Source organism: Planotetraspora mira, assembly GCF_016863275.1.
Lineage (GTDB): Bacteria > Actinomycetota > Actinomycetes > Streptosporangiales > Streptosporangiaceae > Planotetraspora > Planotetraspora mira.
In genome coordinates, this window is the sequence record NZ_BOOO01000004.1 from 468182 (window position 1) to 484704 (window position 16523).

The following is a 16523-nucleotide window of genomic DNA, read 5'->3' on the forward strand; positions in this document are numbered from 1 at the left end:
ATAAACCCATGGACGACGCGGGTGGTCTGCGGCCAGGATGACGACTCGTGGACCTGCGAACGAGCACCCTGGCGGAGCGCCCCCACCTCGCCGGCGAAGTGGGGAACATGCCCACCGCCTGGCCCGAGTTCATGCTCAACGATCCGATCGCCGACCTGTATTACACGGTGGCCACGACGGCCTATCCCGAGTTCGTGGTCGTCGCCACCGTCGACGGACGACTCGCCGCGAAGGCGATGTCCGTCCCTCTGCTGCTCGACGACGGCCCGCTTCCCGCGAACGGCTGGGACGGCGTCGTCATGCGCGCCTGGCGGACCCGGCTGCGCGGTGACCGTCCCAACGCCGTCTCCGCACTCGAGATCTCGATCCGGCCCGACCTGCTCGGGCGAGGGCTCTCCGGAGTGATGCTCGAAGCCCTGCGCGAGCAGGCGGCCGGACTCGGGTTCGCCGAACTCATCGCCCCGGTGCGCCCCAACGCCAAGCATCTCGAGCAGTCGACGCCGATGTCCGAGTACGCCTTCAGGACGCGCGACGACGGCCTCCCGCACGATCCGTGGCTTCGCGTGCACGTCCGGGCGGGCGGCACGATCGACAGCGTCGCCCCGAGGTCGATGGCCATCCCCGGCACTCTGGACCAGTGGCGCAGGTGGACGGGCCTCCCGTTCGACCGGACGGGCAGCACCGAGGTCCCCAAGGCGCTGAACCCCGTGCACGTCGCCGTCGAGGAGGACCACGCCGTCTACGTCGAGCCCAACGTCTGGGTACGGCACGCCCTCCGGTGACGACCTGCTCGAACACGACGTGCTCGAACACGATGTGCTCACGTGCGTCGGCTCAAGCACGACGGCTCAGGTGCGACGGCGGATCACGGGGTCTGCGCCGTTGACGACGTTGACGACGGGACGGCCGGCGACCGCCGCCGCGAGGTTGTCGAGCACGCACTGGATGAGACGGCCGCTCGCCTCCGGTGTCACGGCGGCGGCGTGCGGAGACAGCAGGACCTTCTCCGACGCGCGCAGCGGGTCCGCCGCGCCGAGCGGCTCGGTGTCGTAGACGTCGAGTGCGGCCCCGGCGAGATGGCCGGAGTCCAGCGCGGCCAGCAGCGCGTCGCCGTCCACGATCGGGCCCCGGGCCGCGTTGACGAGCACGGACCCCCGGGGCATCCGCGACAGCCGTACGGCATCGAAGAGCCCGCGTGTCTCGTCGGCGAGCGCGATGGCGAGCACCAGCACGTCACTGGAGGCGGTCAGCTCGTCGAGGTCGAGGTAGACGGCGCCGTGCGAATCGGGCCTGGGCGTGCGCGACCAGTAGGACACCCGGCACCCCAGCGCGCCGAACATGCGCGCGCACGCGGCCCCGACCGGTCCGAAGCCGACGACGCCGACACGGGCGCCCGCGAGTTCGCGCCGCTGGAAGGTGAACTGCGGCCAGCCTCCGGCCCGCATCTCGCGATCGGCGTCCGGCAGATGCCGCAGCAACGCCAGCGACGCGGCGAGGCACCATTCGGCGACCGCGTCGGCGTTGACACCGGCCGTGTTGGACACCGGCACACCGGCCTTCGCCAGCGCCTCCAGGTCGTGGCCGTCCACGCCGACCGAGGGCTGCTGCACGAACGCCAGCCTCGGGGCATGCCGTACGGCCTCCGCGTCGAGCACGAGCGCGCCGCTCCAGTCGCCGACGACGATGTCGGCCTCGGGCAGCGCGTCCAGCAGGGCGGCCCGGTCACGGCGGGCGGGTACGGCGAGCTCCGCATGGTCGCCGAGGCCCCCGAGCAGGTCCCGAAGGGCGTCCTCCGGGAGTGGGGGCAGCGCAAGGATCTTCCACGTCACGGTCGGAGTCTCGCACGCTCCAGAAACATGTTCTACTGGGCGCAGCAAATGTAGGACCCACCGAGGAGAGTGGAATGGAACAGCCCCGGAAGGGCCCTCTGGCCGGGGTACGCGTGCTGGAGCTGGCCGGACTCGCGCCCGGGCCGTTCGCCGGGATGATGCTCGCCGATCACGGTGCCGAGGTGTTGCGCGTCGACCGCGTCACCGCCGTGACCGACCGACCGCGCCCCGACGTCATGGACCGCGGCAAGCACACCATCGGCATCGACCTCAAGTCGCCCGCGGGCGTCGAGGCGTTCAAGAAGCTGGCGGCCGGAGCCGACGTCGTGATCGAGGTCTTCCGCCCGGGCGTCGCGGAGCGGCTCGGCATCGGACCCGACGACCTGCGCGCGGACAACGAGAGGCTGATCTACGGCCGGATGACCGGATGGGGCCAGGACGGCCCGCTGGCTACGGCGGCGGGGCACGACATCGACTACATCGCGATCGCCGGCGTCCTGTCGATGCTCGGCCGCGCGGGCGGCAAGCCCACTCCCCCGATCAACATCCTCGGCGACTTCGCCGGCGGCGGCCTCATGCTGGCGTACGGCGTGCTGCTCGCCCTGTTCGAGCGGGAGCGCACCGGGAAGGGCCAGGTCATCGACGCCGCGATGGTGGACGGCGCGGCACTGCTGTTCTCGATGTTCTACCAGGGCGTCCAGAGCGGCGGGTGGGGCGACCGCGGCACGAACCTGCTGGACACGGGCGCCCCGATGTACGACACGTACGAGACGGCCGACGGGGGGTTCCTCGCGGTCGGGCCGCTGGAGCCGCAGTTCTGGGCCGAGATGATCACCCGGATGGGCCTTGAGGACATGCCGAGCCGGGGCGACCAGGCCAACTGGCCGGCGATCCGGGACCGGTTGGCCGCCGAGTTCCGGTCCAAGACCCGGGCGGAGTGGGAGGAGATCTTCGACGGCTCCGACGCCTGCGTCTCCCCCGTGTTGTCGATGGGCGAGGCCGCCCGGCATCCGCACAACCAGGCCCGCGGGACGTTCGTCGAGGTCGAGGGTGTGGTGCAGCCGGTTCCCGCGCCCCGCCTGCTGGGGAGTGGCAGAGGTGACCTGTCCCCCGCCACCCGTCTGCGCGACCTCGGCGCCTGGGGCCTCCCCGAGGCGGAGGCCAAGGCGTACCGCGACGCGGGCGTCCTGATCTGAGCGTCTCGAGCCCCGTGACCCCCCGAGAGACCGACCAGACCGCGGCGCCCAGGCGCCGGAAGACCGTGAGCGAGGTATGAACGGCCGATGAGCATGGACCTCTTCGAGGCGCTGTACACGACGCGCGCGATGCGCCGGGTGAAGCCCGACCCGATCCCCCAGGAGATCCAGGAGCGGATTCTCGACGCCGCGGTCCGGGCGCCGAGCGGCGGCAACACGCAGGGCTGGCGCTTCATGCTGGTGGACGACCCGTCGGTGAAGGCCCAGCTCGGGCCGCTCTACCGCGACGCGCTCGGCACCCTGTACGACGGGCACTACAAGGCCGCGCGGGAGCGGGCCGAGGCCGCCGGGGACACCAGGACGCTGAGCGTGATGAAGTCCTCCATGCACCTGGCGGAGCACTTCGAGGGCTACCCGCTGCTCCTGTTCGCCTTCACCAGGAACGACCCGAGCGGCGGCTCGATCTACCCCTCGGTGTGGAGCGCGCAACTCGCCGCCCGCGGCTTCGGCGTCGGCAGCGCGCTGACGACGGTGCTGGGGCTCTTCCACGGCGCCGAGGCGATGCGGATCCTCGGCGTCCCGGAGGGCAAGGGCTGGGAGATGGCCTGCACGGTCACCTTCGGGTACCCGACCGGCCGGTGGGGCGTGGCGCCGCGCAGGCCGGCACACGAGGTGAGCTACCGCAACCAGTGGGGCGAGCCGGTCGGCTTCGAGATCCCCGAGCCGCTCTGGCCCGCCGACGAGACGAGTGCATGATCACGGACGGCGAAGTCGCAGGTGAGAGCGGCCGTGGCCGAATCCGTGCATGATCACGGACGGCGAAGTCGCAGGTGAGAGCGGCCGTGGCCGAATCCGCGCATGATCACGAACGGTGAGTCCGCAGGTCAGGACGGACGCGGCCGAATCCGTGCATGATCACGCGGGATGAAGGCGCAGGCCGGGGCGGGGGTCGCCGAACCTGCGCATGATCACGCGGGAGATGAGGGGGTGGGGCGGGGGTCGCCGTAGGAGGGCATGACGGCGACGTAGAGGTCCGCCCCTCCCCGGTGGTGGACCTCGAGGTCGGTGGTGAACGCCCTCGGGGGCGCCCCGCCCGACTCGGTGTGCTTCCACACCTGCTGCCAGGCCTCGATCAGCGCGCCCGGCATGGGGCCGCGCGCCTCGACCTGCATGGCCGGAACGCCGGGCACGCGGACGGCGACCATTCCCTCGGGCAGCCGGGCGGCGCTGTGCACCGCGATCCCCACGACCTGCGTGTACGCCCCGTAATGATCGCCCTCGTAGTCGGTCAGCACCGCATAGAGGTTCTCATCGACACGGCTCGGCACGTGCGCGAAGGCGCCGGGTGAGCCCGCCCGCGCCCACAAGGCCGGCAACTGCGCGCGGGACGGATCGGCCTCCGCGGCGTTGGTCGTCCTTACGGCATGGCCGACGATGAGCAGTTCAGGCCGGTCGACGATGACCACGGCTCCTCCTCTCAACCGAGTAAATCTATCCGGCGTTCACAGCGTCTGGCGCCGTCTCCCCTGGGGAATGCAAGGAGTGGAAGACTCACGACGTAGGCTGGGCAAACGTGCGATTCCTCAATGATGTGACGCCGCCCTACGATCTCACGTACAGCGACGTGTTCATGATCCCATCACGCTCGGCCGTGGGTTCACGGCTCGCCGTCGACCTGTCGACCAGCGACGGCACCGGCACCACGATCCCCATCGTCGTGGCCAACATGACCGCCGTGGCCGGGCGCCGCATGGCCGAGACCATCGCGCGGCGCGGCGGCATCGCGGTCATCCCGCAGGACATCCCCTTCGACGTGGTGGCGAACGTCATCGATTGGGTCAAGAGCCGGCATCTGATCCATGACACCCCTCTCACGCTGACGCCCCACGACACCGTCGGCGAGGCGCTCAACCTCCTGCCGAAGCGGGCACACGGCGCCGTCATCGTCGTCGACTGGGAGAACCGCCCGGTCGGCGTAGTGACCGAGGCCGACTGCCAGGGCGTCGACATGTACACCCAGTTGGCCCAGGTCATGACACCGTCGCCGCAGACGCTTCCCCAGGAAACCGACCCGCAGACGGCCTTCGAGGCGCTGCACGAGGGCCGCCACCGCCTGGCGCCCGTCGTGGACGCCGAGGGGCATCTGGTCGGCATCCTCACCCGCACCGGCGCGCTCAGGGCGACCCTCTACGAGCCCGCCGTCGACGCGGGCAACCGGCTGCGGATCGCCGCGGCGGTCGGCGTCAACGGCGACGTGGCGGCCAAGGCCAAGGAGTTGCTGGACGCGGGCGCCGACGTCCTGGTCGTCGACACCGCGCACGGCCACCAGGAGAAGATGCTCGCGGCGCTCAGGGCCGTACGAGGGCTGAACCCCGGCGTGCCGGTCGCCGCAGGCAACGTCGTGACGGCCCAGGGGGTCCGCGACCTGGTGGAGGCCGGGGCCGACATCCTCAAGGTCGGCGTGGGGCCCGGCGCGATGTGCACCACCCGCATGATGACCGGCGTGGGCAGGCCGCAGTTCTCCGCCGTGCTGGAGTGCGCCGCCGAGGCACGCCGTCTGGGCCGCCACGTGTGGGCGGACGGCGGCGTACGGCACCCTCGCGACGTGGCGCTGGCGCTCGCCGCGGGCGCGTCCAACGTCATGATCGGATCCTGGTTCGCCGGAACGTTCGAATCCCCCGGCGACACTCGCACCGCCGCCGACGGCCGGAAGTACAAGGAGAACTTCGGCATGGCCTCCGCCCGTGCCGTACGGCTGCGCACCGTGGACGACTCGCCCTTCGAGCGGGCCCGCAAGGCGCTGTTCGAGGAGGGCATCTCGACCTCGAGGATGTACCTGGATCCCGTGCGCCCCAGCGTCGAGGACCAGATCGACGAGATCGTCGCCGGCCTGCGTTCCTCGTGCACGTACGCCGGAGCGGCCAGCCTGGAGGAGTTCTACGAGCGGGCGGTCGTCGGCATCCAGAGCGCGTCCGGGTACACAGAAGGCATGCCTCTCCACCAGAGCTGGTAAGGACGCGCATATCAGGCCACCGTCGGGTAGGGCCGTGTCGTCACGACCGCACAACCCGACGGAGGCGAAGATGTTCGGTTCTCCCGCCAGTGGGACGGTCGCACCCATGGTCGACATGCGCCCGCTGGCCAGTTACCACGACTACGCGTCGGCGCAGCGGACGGTCGACGCCCTCTCCGACATCGGCTTCCCGGTGGAGCAGTCCGCGATCGTCGGCAGCGACCTCCGGCTCGAAGAGCGGGTCACCGGCAGGCTGACCTCCGGCAGGGCGGCCCTGCGCGGGCTGGGCAACGGCGCCGTCATCGGCCTCGTCATCGGTCTGTTCCTGGGGTTGTTCACCGCCACCACGATCTCGTTCATCGGCATCGTGGTGTGGTCCATCATCTGGGCCGCCATCGTCGGCGCGATCTTCGGATACGTGGCCCACGCCCTGAGCCGTGGAGCGCGTGACTTCTCGTCCAGGAGTTCGATCGTCGCGGGCCGCTACGACGTGCTCGTGGCGGCACCCATGGTCGACCAGGCCCGGGCGGCGCTGGCCGACTCCGGCGCCATGACGAGCGGCCCCGGCCAGGGCGGGACCGCACAGGGCCCCGGCACCATGCACATGCCGGGCGGTGCCGGACAGGGCGGCGGCATGCAGGCGCCGTCCGGTCAGGACCGGATGGGCATGCCGGGCAGGCCGTCGATGGAGCGGCCGGAGGCGCGCCGCACGGATACGAGCAGGACCGAGTCCGGCCGGCCGGACATGGAGCACGGACCCGGGGCCGACAGCCGCCGGAACCGTCCGCAGTAAACCATCTTCAACCGCGACAATCCGGACTGCCACCCCGGTTTCGGAGGCAGGTCCGTCGTGCCGCTGACCACGCCCTTTCCACCAGACTCGGGGAGGGCGTCGGTCGTCTGGGCGATCTTCGGTAGAGTCGTTCGGTCGGCCGGAAACATCCGGCGCGGATAGAACAGGAGACCCACGTGGCACTCGAGAAGCCCGAGATCGACTTCCCGGAGGGCGCGCCTCCGGCGGACCTCGAGATCGTCGACCTCGTCGAGGGGGACGGACCGGAGGCCAAGCCGGGGCACACCGTGACCGTGCACTACGTCGGCGTCGCGTTCTCCACGGGCGAAGAGTTCGACGCGTCCTGGAACCGCGGGACGCCCTTCCAATTCCCGCTCGGCGGCGGCCGGGTCATCGCCGGCTGGGACCGCGGGGTCGCAGGCATGAAGGTCGGCGGGCGTCGCCGGCTCACGATCCCGGCCCACCTGGGGTACGGCAACCGCGGCGCGGGCAACGCCATCAAGCCGGGTGAGACGCTCATCTTCGTCGTCGACCTGCTCGGCGTCGGCTGATCGCTTCATTCGGCGCACTCGGCGCGCCGATCGCCGGGGCCGCCCCCCGGGGGGTGGTGCGGGCGGCCCGGTGACACGACGACGGCCCCGTGTGGCGGCGACGTGACGGCCCACCGTGGGCAAACGCCGGTGCGTAGGGCAGGATTACGATGTGTTGCTGATTGACGTCGCCAGGACGTCCGCGGCGGTCGCGTCCGACGCCGCCCGCCTGGCCAAGATCGCGCATCTGGCCGAGCTCCTGAGCCGGGTGGGGCCCGACGAGGCCGAGATCGCGGTCGCCTACCTTTCGGGAGAGCTGCCGCAGCGCCAGATCGGCGTCGGCTGGCGCACTCTCCAGGACGTTCCTGAGCCGCGCCAGGTTGCCGTCGCCACCCTGACCGAGATCGACTCGCTGCTGCAGCGGATCAAGGCGCAGTCGGGGGCAGGCTCTCAGGCCGCGCGCAAGGCGCTGCTGGCCGACCTGTTCGGCGCGGTGACACGGCAGGAGCAGTCGTTCCTGCAGCGGCTGCTGACCGGGGAGCTGAGGCAGGGCGCGCTCGACGGCGTGATGATCGAGGCGATCGCGAAGGCCTCCGGCGCCCCTTCCGCGGAGGTCCGCAGAGCGCTGACACTGCGCGGATGGCTGCCCGCCGTCGGGGCGGCGGCGTTGCGCGGCGGCGTCGAGGAACTGCGCGCGTTCAGGCTGGAGGTCGGCCGTCCCGTCGCCCCGATGCTCGCGCAGAGCGCCCCGAACGTCACCGCCGCACTGGAGAAGATCGGCGGACCGGCGGCCGTGGAGTGGAAGCTCGACGGCGTGCGGGTCCAGGCGCATCGCTCCGGCGAGCACGTGGGCGTCTTCACCCGCACCCTGGACGACATCACCGCGCAGGTGCCCGAACTGGTCGAGGCCGTCCTCGCGCTGCCGTCGGACGATCTCGTCCTCGACGGCGAGGTGATCGCGCTGCGACCCGACGGCCGGCCGGAGCCCTTCCAGGTCACCGGTGGGCGAGTGGCCAGCAAGACCGACGTCGCGGTGCTGCGGGAGACCGTTCCGCTCAGCGTCTTCTTCTTCGACGCCCTCCGGGCCGGCGGCGCCGACCTGCTCGACCTTCCCGACGAGGAGCGTCACGCCGCACTGGAGGCGGCCGTCCCCCCTGAGCTGGTCACTCCCCGGTTGGTCACCGCCGACGCCGAGGAGGGCGAGGCGTTCTTCGCCGACGCCGTACGGCGGGGCCACGAGGGCGTCGTGGTCAAGTCGCCGTCGACGCCGTACGCCGCGGGCCGGCGGGGCGCCGGATGGATCAAGGTGAAGCCGCGGCACACCCTCGACCTGGTCGTGCTGGCAGCCGAGTGGGGCAGCGGGCGGCGCAACGGCTGGCTGTCCAACCTTCATCTGGGCGCGCTCGACCCGGAGACCGGCGGGTTCGTGATGCTCGGCAAGACCTTCAAGGGCCTGACCGACGAGTTGTTGACCTGGCAGACCGAGCAGTTCCTGCGCCTGGCGGCGGGACCGACGGAGGACTGGGTCGTCTCCGTCAAGCCCGAACTGGTGGTGGAGATCGCCTTCGACGGCGTCCAGCGGTCCACCCGCTATCCGGGCGGCATGGCGCTGCGGTTCGCCCGCGTCCTTCGCTACCGGCCCGACAAGCGGGCCGAGGAGGCCGACACGGTGGCCGCGGTCCGTGCGCTCATGCCCTGACTTCAGGCTCGCCCCGTCACTTCACCAATCGGACCGTCAGCGGGTAGCGGAACCGGCCGTCCGCGAGGGCGGCGACGCCGCCGACGACGGACAACACGAACCCCAGAATCCAGATGAACGGCAGCAGGACCACGCCGATCACGGTGAACGGCAGCAGCAGGGTCGCGCCCAGCACGGTGAGGTGGAAGTTGAGCGCCTCAAGCGCGTGCCGCCTGATGTAGGGCGAGGTGCGTCCCCCCGCGAGCAGCATGATCAAGGGACCGATGACGAAGAGCCCGCACAGGGTGAGCAGGTGGGCGGCCGCCCCGCCGACGCGTTCCCCGGCGTCCGGCTCCGGATCGGCCGCGGCCGACGGCGGACTCGGCTCGAACTCCGCGCGGGCGCCGTACAGGTCGTTCATGATCGGCAGGAGGTCGGCGTGGGTACGGGCGGTCATCGCGAGATGCAGCCGCTCGTCCATCTCGTCCTTGTCCAGCCTGCCCTCGGCGAAGGCCGCCTGGACATGCTCGACCACCCGCTCGCGGTCCTGGTTGGTCACCCTCAGCCCCGGGTGGGGCATCGGTGCCCGCCCCTGCCACGGTGGTGTCACTGCCGCCGGCATCACACCATGCCTTCCGTCGGTGGAATCACCCGCGCTGCGCCGGGTCTCCTTCCATCTTGCGCGGCGAATCGCCATTCGGTCCATCGGGGACTTCCCTTACCTGGCCCCGAGAAGACCCTCTTAACACCAACGTGATAATCGGAACGGTATACAAGGCATATGAAATGGCGCGATCGCTACGGGATCCGGCGGCTTCGAGGCCCGCGGATCGCCAAATTCGACCGTGAGGCCACGAACTCCGACATCGAAACCCTCATCGACTTCGCCAAGTCACGACGCGGCGTGGAGTTCTTCGTGGAACCGGAGACGTTCGCGACCGACACCACCGCGGTCGCAGTGGCCCACGACGGGGAGTGGACGCGCCGCCGCGTCGGGTCGCCCGCCGTCATCAGGAAGGTCGCCAGGGATCTGGCCCTGCCTGTGTACGACGTCCAGCTCACCGGTTACCCGGCGCGGATGCGCGCCTACAACGAGCGGCGCCGCCAGGCCGAGAGCGGCGAGCACGCCTGACCCCCAGCCCCGATCCCTCCTCCCCCGTCAGCCCGCCCGCGCGGACGGCTCGCCGGACAACCACGTGACGAGGGGGCCGAGCCAGCATCCCCTGGGCGGCCCCATCTCGGCGTCCAGGTCCTCCGGCGTGGGCATCCGGTCCAGGAGCGAGCCGGGCGACAGCATATGGACCAGCGCCTCCCGGAGGAGGTGGGCCATCGAGTAGGCGCCGTCCGCCTCCAGTGCGCGCTCGACCGCCATGCCCGCCAGAGCGCAGTCTCCCGACCGCCAGGCCGCGGCGGCGAGCAGTGAGGCCGCGGGCGCGACGTGAAGGGGATCCAGCCGCCGGGTCAGGTCCTTCCACAGAGCCAGGTGGGCGTCCCGGTCGTCGAGCAGGGCCCACGCCTCGTCGCGCACCCGGATGATCGCGAGGTCGAACCCGAGGCGCGCCGCGGCGCGATCGTCCAGACGCCCGCCCGAGCCGTAGAGGTCGATCGCGGCGCGGACTCTCGCCAGACCGCCCGCCACGAACTCCGCCGCGACCGCGTCGCTCACCTGCCCCGGCGGCCGGGCCAGCCTCGCCCGCAGGTCGGCCGCCACGCGCCGTGACGCCTCCCGCATCGCGCCTCCCGCACTCGGCTCGACGGTCCTGCGCAGGCTGCCGCGGTCGGGCAGCGCGACGAGCCCGTGCACGACCGCCTCTGCCGCCACCGGGCTGGACACCGGGTCGTACGGCAGCCCCTCGTCGGGGCAGCACACGATGGTCGGGCACGCGTAGGACCAGTAGCGCCCGTCCTCGGCGCGCAGCGCCTCGGTCACGCGGACGCCGGCTTCCTCCAGCAGCCGGCCGGCCTCCAGGACGGCGGAATCCACGACCGGCTCCGGGCCGTACCCGACGAGGACGGCCATGGTGACCCCCTCCCGCACGAACAACGGGGCGAGGCGATCGAGGTCGCCGGGCTCCGGCGGCAGATCCCACCGTGTGCTCAGCTGGAGCGCCGCCCCGGCGAAGCCGATCACGACGAGGCTGTCGGCAGGGTGGAACCCGACCAGGTAGGGAACGGCGGCGAGGATGTCCGCCGGGCTGGAGAGCACGAGCTTCGGGGTGGTGGTCATGGCCGAGAGCCTCGCCGAGGCACCCGCGGCGATCGGACGCTTAACGCTGTTCTGTGGAGGAGAGCGGTTGTCCACAGGACCACACGCGTGCCTGCCTGCGGCCGGGCGCCCAGGGTGGGTGTCGCACGGTCACCTTTGGGGTGGGACGTCTCGTCCAGCGCGGGGAACGGTGGCCGGTATGGAACTGGACGGAAAGCATGTGGTGGTGACGGGCGGGGGCAGCGGCATCGGCCGCGCGATGGCGGCGCGGTTCGCCACGGTCGCCGCGGGGGTCGTCGTCGTGGACCGCGACGGCGCGGCGGCCAGGAAGGTGGCGGACGAGGTGGGAGGCGTGGCGATCGCCGCCGACGTGAGCCGGGAGCGGGAGATCCTGCGAGTGATCGCGGAGGCGGAGCGGGTCTACGGCCCCATCGACCTCTTCTGTTCCAACGCGGGCCAGGCGCAGCCCCTCGGCGCCCTGGACGCGGCGGACGAGGGCTGGCTGACGCAGTGGAACGTGCACGTCATGGCACATGTCTGGGCGGCTCGCGCGCTCGTTCCCGCCATGGTCCGGCGGGGTGGCGGTCATCTGCTCAGCACGGTCTCCGCGGTCGGCCTGCTGATGGTCCCCGGCGCCGTCCCCTACACCGTCACCAAGCACGCCGCGCTGGCCCTGGCCGAGTCGCTGGCCGTGCTCTATCGGGGGTCGGGGGTCGGTTTCTCGTGCCTGTGCCCCGCCTTCGTGGACACGCCGCTGACCGCAGGGGTGCACGACACACCGGTCGGCCGGTTCCTGCGTCTCAACGGTGAGTCCATCGAGCCCGCGGCGGTCGCCGACATCGTCGTCGAAGGGTTGCGGGAGGAGCGCTTCCTGATCTTCACCCATCCGGAGACGGAGTCGGCCATGCGCCTTCGGGCCACCGACCACGAGCGGTTCCTGGATTTCACGGCGGACGTCTGGGCGGCGGCGAACACCGCCGAGAGACCGGCGGGGTGATCCATCACGAGCGGTCCGCCATCGTGCACCGGCCGGCCGCCCGGCGCGTTCACGACGGCGAAACGGCCAGCCGTCCCCTGACCATCATGGCGGCCCCCGCCACGGCCCCCGGCATCGCGACGACGACGACCAGCGGCACGAGGAAGGCCAGGAAGACGGGGATGCCGAAGCCCAGCGACATGGCCAGGTTGGAGCGGAGCAGGGCGAACCGCTCCTTGCGCGCGACGCCCCGCCGCTCCAGGGCGAGGGCCGTCAACTCCACGGTGAGGAAGAACCCGGAGACGATCGCGCCGAGTACCGGGACGACCGTCTGCCCGATGACCGGAACGAAGCCCAGCACGAACAGGGGAACGGTGAACATCAGGACGTAGACGAGCGTGATGAGGCTGTCGCGGATCGACCGGAAGAACGTCCGCCAGAAGGGCAGGTCCACCCCACCGGGAAGGCCGCCGAGATCCTCCTCGACCTTCTCCGACAACTTCTCGTAGAAGGGCTCCCCGATGGCCAGGGCCACCGCCGTGAAGGTCACGACGGCGAGCGCGAGCCCGCCCACGAAGATCATGATGCCGACGAGGGTGCGGAAGACGTCACGCCAGCCCCAGTCGTCGGCGAACGGGGTGACCCACTCCGCCACATCGGACGCGTGCGTGCCGATCCATATCAGTGCGAAAACGTAGAGCACCAGGGCGATCAACGCCGGGATCAGCCCGAACAACCACCACCGTGGATGCCTGGCCACCCAGCCGGCTCCCTTGAGCACGAAGCCGATGCCGTCGGCGAAACCGCCGACTCCCCGCCGTCCGATGCCGCTCATGCCCGGCAGGCTAGCGCCACAGGCTCGTGACGGACACACCCAATTCACCGAAAAGACGGCGCAGCAGCGGAAGCGAGATGCCGAGGACGTTTCCGTGGTCGCCGTCGATGCCGTCGATGAACCAGCCGCCCAGTCCGTCGAGGGTGAACGCCCCGGCGACCCGCAGAGGCTCCCCGCTCGCCGCATAGGCGGAGATCTCCTCGTCGGTCGGCGAGCCGAACCGGACGACCGTGGCGCCGACCTCGGAGATCGCGCGGCCGGCCTCGACATCGATGACGCAGTGGCCGGTCAGGAGCCGCCCATGCCTGCCCCGCATCGCCCGCCACCGCTCGATCGCCTCCTTGGGCGATCCCGGCTTGCCGTACGCGACTCCGTCGAGTTCGAGCACCGAGTCACAGCCGATGACGATCCCCGACTTCAGGGATTTCGCCACAACGGACGCCTTGGCCTCGGCGAGGGCCCGGCAGAGGCGCTCGGGCGAGTCGGCCACGACGGCCTCCTCGTCGAACCCGCTGACGATCACCTTCGGGTCGAGGCCGGCCCCGCGCAGCACACCGAGACGAGCAGGGGAAGCGGATGCCAGAACAAGCTGAGTCACACCACCAGAGCCTAGTGGCCCCTAATATGAGTCGATCAATGATCGTATTTGTCCGGAGGAGCTGTCTTTTGTCGAGGGCGACTGTCAGGGAACGCCTGAGGTACTGGTTCGACAACACCATGGCGAAGGGCACGGGTGCCCTCATCGGCTGGCTGGCCCTTCTGTCGGTCACCCTGATCCTGGCCGTCAGCGGGCTGGTCCTGTGGCTGACGCCAGGCGAGGTGAACGCCCACGAGGGCTGGACCGGCGTGTTGTGGATGACGCTGATGCGCGCCCTGAGCCCCGGCAAGATCGCCAGTGATACCGGCACCGCCCCGTTCCTCGGCCTGATGCTCGTCGCGTCACTCGGTGGCATCTTCATCGTGAGCATCCTGGTCGGCGTGCTCTCCACCGGTCTCAAGGGCAAGATCGAGGAGTTGCGCAAGGGCCGCTCGCGGATCATCGAGAGCGGCCACACCGTGATCCTCGGCTGGTCCGAGCAGGTCTTCACGATCGTCTCCGAACTCGTGAAGGCGCACGCCAGTCAGCGGGGGTCGGTCATCGCGATCCTCGCGGACATGGACAAGCCCGCGATGGAGGACGCCATCCGCACGCGGGTCGGCGACACCGGTAAGACGCGCCTGGTCTGCCGCACCGGGCGGCCGACCGAGCCCGCCGACCTCGACCTGATGAACCTCGACGCGGCGCGTTCCGTCGTCGTCCTGTCCCCGCAGAGCGAGGAGCCGGACGCCCATGTCATCAAGACGCTGCTCGCGCTGGCCAAGCGGGCCGGCGACCATCCGCCGGTGGTGGCCGCCATCGCCGCCTCCGGCAACATGGCGGCCGCCCGCCTCGCCGGCGGCCCGGGGGTCCACCTGGTCGACTCCGTCGACACCGTCTCCCGGCTGATCGTGCAGTCGTCCCGGCAGTCCGGCATGTCGGTCGTGTGCATGGACCTGCTGAACTTCGACGGCGGCGAGATCTACCTCCGTTCCGACCCGGCGCTCGCGGGCCAGCCGTACGGGAAGACGCTGGGGGCCTACGCCTCCGCGACCGTCATCGGCCTGCGCACGGCCGGGGGCGTCATGCTCAACCCGCCGATGGACACCCTGCTGGGCACCTCCGACCAGATCATCGTGATCGCCCAGGACGACTCCCTCATCCGGCTGGCGGGAGACGCCGCCGCGATCGATGAGGAGCACATCCGCGACCACGAACGCGCGCGGCCGGGACCCGGGCGGACCCTGCTGCTCGGCTGGAACGCACGGGCGGCCCAGATCGTGCGCTACCTCGACGGGTACGTCCCCGCCGGGTCGGTCCTCGACGTCGCGAGCGACCACCCCGGAGCCGGTGACGGACTGGTCGGCCTGCACAACCTCACGGTCAGCGTCAAGGACTGCGAGACCACCGACAGGTACGCCCTGGAGTCGCTGGAGGTCGGGCTCTACCAGCACGTGATCGTGTTGTCGGACGACCGGCACCATCCCCACCATGCGGACACCCGCACGCTGATGACCCTGCTGCAGCTTCGCGACATGCAGGCGACCCTGGGCGAGCGGTACTCGATCGTGAGCGAGATGCACGACGAGAACAACCGCACGCTGGCGGAGGTGACCGAGGCCGACGACATCGTGATCAGCGACACGGTCGTCGGTCTGCTGCTCGCGCAACTCGCCGAGAGCCCGCACCTGAGCGAGGTGTTCGGCTACCTCTTCGACTCCCGCGGATCGGAGATCTACCCGCGCCCGGCGGACGACTACGTCACCGGGGGTGCGCCGGTCGCCTTCCCCACCGTGGTCGAGGCGGCCCGCCGGAGGGGAGAGACCGCGATCGGGTATCGCCTGGCCGCGGGATCGGGCGAGGCACCGCACTTCGGCGTCGTCCTCAACCCGGACAGGTCACGCCTTGTGGTGCTCGGGCCCGGCGACTCGGTGATCGTGCTCGCGGAGCGCTGACCCCGCGTCAGGGCACCTTGATCCCGGACACCACACTGTTGATGTCGCGCCAGGCCTTCTTCTGCGTGTCCGGGATGACGGCGTACACCAGGGCGGGCTTCTTGTTCGGGACGTCGATCACGACGACCGCGGCCGACGAGGTCCGCTTCTTGCCCTTGACCTTGTAGTGCGCGTTGAAGCCGAGCACGACGGCGTCCCTCTTGCCGATGGTGAGGTCGTCCATCGCCGTCCAGGTCAGCGTGGTGCCCTTCGGCTGGTACTTCAGCGTCCACCGGGCGGCCAGCAGGGCGGTGTCGCGCATGTCGTCCTGCGCCGCGACGGGCAGGGGGCAGGAGATGACCATGCCGCGGACCGGTGACCCCTTCACCTGGGGGAGATCCTGCCGCGAGCCGAAGGCCTTGGTCTTCACGGGCCGCCAGACCTTGGTGAACTTCGGGACGGAGACGCCCGACCGGCGGTCCTTGAGCACCCCGTGCCTGGGGGCGGGCTTCCCCGGCAGCCGGCCCAGCTTCTTCTCGGTGTCGGGCAGTTCCTGCAGTCGCGAGTCGGCGAACGCCGCCGCCAGCACCGCCGGGATCGTCGGTGTGGGGGTCGGTGTGGGAGTCGGCGACGGGCTCAGGGTCGGAGTCGCCGTGGCCATCAGCGGGGAGTGCGCCGGCTTCGCGGCGGCCGCGTGAGGAGGCTCGGATCCGGTCTTGCCGAGGACCACGATGGTCGCCACCGTGCCCACCCCCACGACCGCGGCGGCGCCGGCGATGATCCGGTAGATCACCCGCATCGGGAGGTCGCCGAGCCCCTTGCGCCCGCCCGGAGGAGCCGGCGGAGCCAGCGGAACCGTGATCTTCGGGAGGGGGGTCGTCTCCGCCTCGGCCGCAACATAAGTGGGAACAGCTTTCGTCCCATAGTCCCCAGGTGCCACGGATCGGAGCGTACGG

17 protein-coding genes are annotated in these 16523 nt (G+C 70.9%); 10 read left to right on the plus strand and 7 right to left on the minus strand.

From position 1 onward, the window contains the following. The first annotated feature begins 47 nt into the window (after positions 1 to 47). The gene (locus tag Pmi06nite_RS05660; protein WP_203951734.1) at positions 48 to 782 is read left to right on the plus strand and encodes an N-acetyltransferase; all 735 of its coding nucleotides are present in this window, start codon (positions 48 to 50) and stop codon (positions 780 to 782) included. Between the two features lie 66 nt (positions 783 to 848). Here Pmi06nite_RS05660 and Pmi06nite_RS05665 read toward each other — a convergent pair whose 3' ends face one another. Then, positions 849 to 1829, minus strand: coding sequence for an NAD(P)-dependent oxidoreductase (locus Pmi06nite_RS05665; RefSeq protein WP_203951735.1), 981 nt, complete (start codon positions 1827 to 1829; stop codon positions 849 to 851). A 74-nt stretch (positions 1830 to 1903) separates the two neighbouring features. Between Pmi06nite_RS05665 and Pmi06nite_RS05670 the strand changes: the two genes are divergently transcribed. After that, positions 1904 to 3025 carry a CaiB/BaiF CoA transferase family protein gene (locus Pmi06nite_RS05670; protein ID WP_203951736.1) on the plus strand — a complete coding sequence of 374 codons (1122 nt, stop codon included), beginning with the start codon at positions 1904 to 1906 and terminating at the stop codon, positions 3023 to 3025. 87 nt (positions 3026 to 3112) lie between these two features. Further along, entirely contained in the window at positions 3113 to 3781 is a 669-nt protein-coding gene (locus tag Pmi06nite_RS05675) for a nitroreductase family protein (RefSeq protein WP_203951737.1), read from the plus strand. 212 nt (positions 3782 to 3993) lie between these two features. On the opposite strand, the gene Pmi06nite_RS05680 is transcribed toward Pmi06nite_RS05675, so the two are convergent. Further along, a complete protein-coding gene (locus Pmi06nite_RS05680) occupies positions 3994 to 4491 on the minus strand; it encodes a GyrI-like domain-containing protein (protein WP_203951738.1) in 498 nt (165 codons plus the stop codon). Between the two features lie 107 nt (positions 4492 to 4598). Here Pmi06nite_RS05680 and Pmi06nite_RS05685 point away from each other — a divergent pair, with 107 nt between their 5' ends. The 4 genes from Pmi06nite_RS05685 (at position 4599) to Pmi06nite_RS05700 (ending at position 9060) form a co-directional block, all read left to right on the plus strand. Continuing rightward, positions 4599 to 6038 carry a GuaB1 family IMP dehydrogenase-related protein gene (locus Pmi06nite_RS05685; RefSeq protein ID WP_203951739.1) on the plus strand — a complete coding sequence of 480 codons (1440 nt, stop codon included), beginning with the start codon at positions 4599 to 4601 and terminating at the stop codon, positions 6036 to 6038. Positions 6039 to 6108: 70 nt separating this feature from the next. Further along, a complete protein-coding gene (locus tag Pmi06nite_RS05690) occupies positions 6109 to 6831 on the plus strand; it encodes a general stress protein (protein ID WP_203951740.1) in 723 nt (240 codons plus the stop codon). Between the two features lie 176 nt (positions 6832 to 7007). Further along, a complete protein-coding gene (locus Pmi06nite_RS05695) occupies positions 7008 to 7382 on the plus strand; it encodes an FKBP-type peptidyl-prolyl cis-trans isomerase (RefSeq protein ID WP_203951741.1) in 375 nt (124 codons plus the stop codon). Between the two features lie 151 nt (positions 7383 to 7533). Beyond that, a complete protein-coding gene (locus Pmi06nite_RS05700; RefSeq protein ID WP_203951742.1) occupies positions 7534 to 9060 on the plus strand; it encodes an ATP-dependent DNA ligase in 1527 nt (508 codons plus the stop codon). A gap of 16 nt (positions 9061 to 9076) precedes the next feature. Here Pmi06nite_RS05700 and Pmi06nite_RS05705 read toward each other — a convergent pair whose 3' ends face one another. After that, positions 9077 to 9598, minus strand: a complete 522-nt coding sequence (locus Pmi06nite_RS05705; RefSeq protein WP_239113680.1) for a DUF1707 and DUF4870 domain-containing protein — start codon at positions 9596 to 9598, stop codon at positions 9077 to 9079. A gap of 222 nt (positions 9599 to 9820) precedes the next feature. Between Pmi06nite_RS05705 and Pmi06nite_RS05710 the strand changes: the two genes are divergently transcribed. Continuing rightward, the gene (locus tag Pmi06nite_RS05710) at positions 9821 to 10171 is read left to right on the plus strand and encodes a hypothetical protein (RefSeq protein WP_203951744.1); all 351 of its coding nucleotides are present in this window, start codon (positions 9821 to 9823) and stop codon (positions 10169 to 10171) included. A 27-nt stretch (positions 10172 to 10198) separates the two neighbouring features. On the opposite strand, the gene Pmi06nite_RS05715 is transcribed toward Pmi06nite_RS05710, so the two are convergent. Continuing rightward, the gene (locus Pmi06nite_RS05715) at positions 10199 to 11266 is read right to left on the minus strand and encodes a DUF4192 domain-containing protein (RefSeq protein ID WP_203951745.1); all 1068 of its coding nucleotides are present in this window, start codon (positions 11264 to 11266) and stop codon (positions 10199 to 10201) included. A 178-nt stretch (positions 11267 to 11444) separates the two neighbouring features. Here Pmi06nite_RS05715 and Pmi06nite_RS05720 point away from each other — a divergent pair, with 178 nt between their 5' ends. Then, entirely contained in the window at positions 11445 to 12242 is a 798-nt protein-coding gene (locus Pmi06nite_RS05720) for an SDR family oxidoreductase (protein ID WP_203951746.1), read from the plus strand. A 49-nt stretch (positions 12243 to 12291) separates the two neighbouring features. On the opposite strand, the gene Pmi06nite_RS05725 is transcribed toward Pmi06nite_RS05720, so the two are convergent. Together Pmi06nite_RS05725 and Pmi06nite_RS05730 are read right to left on the minus strand one after the other, a co-directional pair. Next, positions 12292 to 13056 carry an EI24 domain-containing protein gene (locus Pmi06nite_RS05725; protein WP_203951747.1) on the minus strand — a complete coding sequence of 255 codons (765 nt, stop codon included), beginning with the start codon at positions 13054 to 13056 and terminating at the stop codon, positions 12292 to 12294. A 10-nt stretch (positions 13057 to 13066) separates the two neighbouring features. Further along, a complete protein-coding gene (locus tag Pmi06nite_RS05730) occupies positions 13067 to 13654 on the minus strand; it encodes a Maf family protein (RefSeq protein WP_203951748.1) in 588 nt (195 codons plus the stop codon). Positions 13655 to 13722: 68 nt separating this feature from the next. Between Pmi06nite_RS05730 and Pmi06nite_RS05735 the strand changes: the two genes are divergently transcribed. After that, on the plus strand, positions 13723 to 15588 hold the full coding sequence (locus Pmi06nite_RS05735) for a CASTOR/POLLUX-related putative ion channel (protein WP_203951749.1): 1866 nt from the start codon (positions 13723 to 13725) through the stop codon (positions 15586 to 15588). Positions 15589 to 15595: 7 nt separating this feature from the next. Here Pmi06nite_RS05735 and Pmi06nite_RS05740 read toward each other — a convergent pair whose 3' ends face one another. Further along, positions 15596 to 16507, minus strand: a complete 912-nt coding sequence (locus tag Pmi06nite_RS05740) for a hypothetical protein (RefSeq protein WP_203951750.1) — start codon at positions 16505 to 16507, stop codon at positions 15596 to 15598. Positions 16508 to 16523: the final 16 nt, after the last annotated feature.

Excerpts from the sequence above, each read along its gene's own strand:
- Pmi06nite_RS05670 (WP_203951736.1), top strand. The coding sequence starts at position 1,904 with ATGGAACAGCCCCGGAAGGGCCCTCTGGCCGGGGTACGCGTGCTGGAG.
- Pmi06nite_RS05675 (WP_203951737.1), top strand. The coding sequence starts at position 3,113 with ATGAGCATGGACCTCTTCGAGGCGCTGTACACGACGCGCGCGATGCGC.
- Pmi06nite_RS05690 (WP_203951740.1), top strand. The coding sequence starts at position 6,109 with ATGTTCGGTTCTCCCGCCAGTGGGACGGTCGCACCCATGGTCGACATG.
- Pmi06nite_RS05710 (WP_203951744.1), top strand. The coding sequence starts at position 9,821 with ATGAAATGGCGCGATCGCTACGGGATCCGGCGGCTTCGAGGCCCGCGG.
- Pmi06nite_RS05715 (WP_203951745.1), bottom strand. The coding sequence starts at position 11,266 with ATGACCACCACCCCGAAGCTCGTGCTCTCCAGCCCGGCGGACATCCTC.
- Pmi06nite_RS05720 (WP_203951746.1), top strand. The coding sequence starts at position 11,445 with ATGGAACTGGACGGAAAGCATGTGGTGGTGACGGGCGGGGGCAGCGGC.
- Pmi06nite_RS05725 (WP_203951747.1), bottom strand. The coding sequence starts at position 13,056 with ATGAGCGGCATCGGACGGCGGGGAGTCGGCGGTTTCGCCGACGGCATC.